Consider the following 242-nt stretch of genomic DNA (forward strand, 5'->3'; position numbering starts at 1 on the left):
GCCTTTATCATCGCTTTCGTTCTCGCCCCGGGCGCGGAACAGGCATTTCGCCAGTCAATCATCCTTTCGAACGACGGGTGGATGATTTTCTTCCAGCGCCCTGTCGCCGTCGCCTTCTTTCTGATTGCGGCCATCGCCGTTCTGGCGGGGGCGTTCAAACAATTGCGCGCCCGCCGCTCCAACCAGTTGACCTAAGGAGAAGGCCCCATGCCTAACAGTTCCAGCCGTCCCAACATCCTGAT

At 58.7% G+C, this 242-nt stretch carries 1 pseudogene; it reads left to right on the plus strand.

Features of this window, described 5'->3' with window-relative positions:
* A pseudogene (locus Q4528_RS15585) lies at positions 1-195 on the plus strand (tripartite tricarboxylate transporter permease); the annotation flags it as partial.
* Positions 196-242: the final 47 nt, after the last annotated feature.

The organism is Staphylococcus pasteuri (genome assembly GCF_030547725.1).
Lineage (GTDB): Bacteria > Bacillota > Bacilli > Staphylococcales > Staphylococcaceae > Staphylococcus > Staphylococcus pasteuri.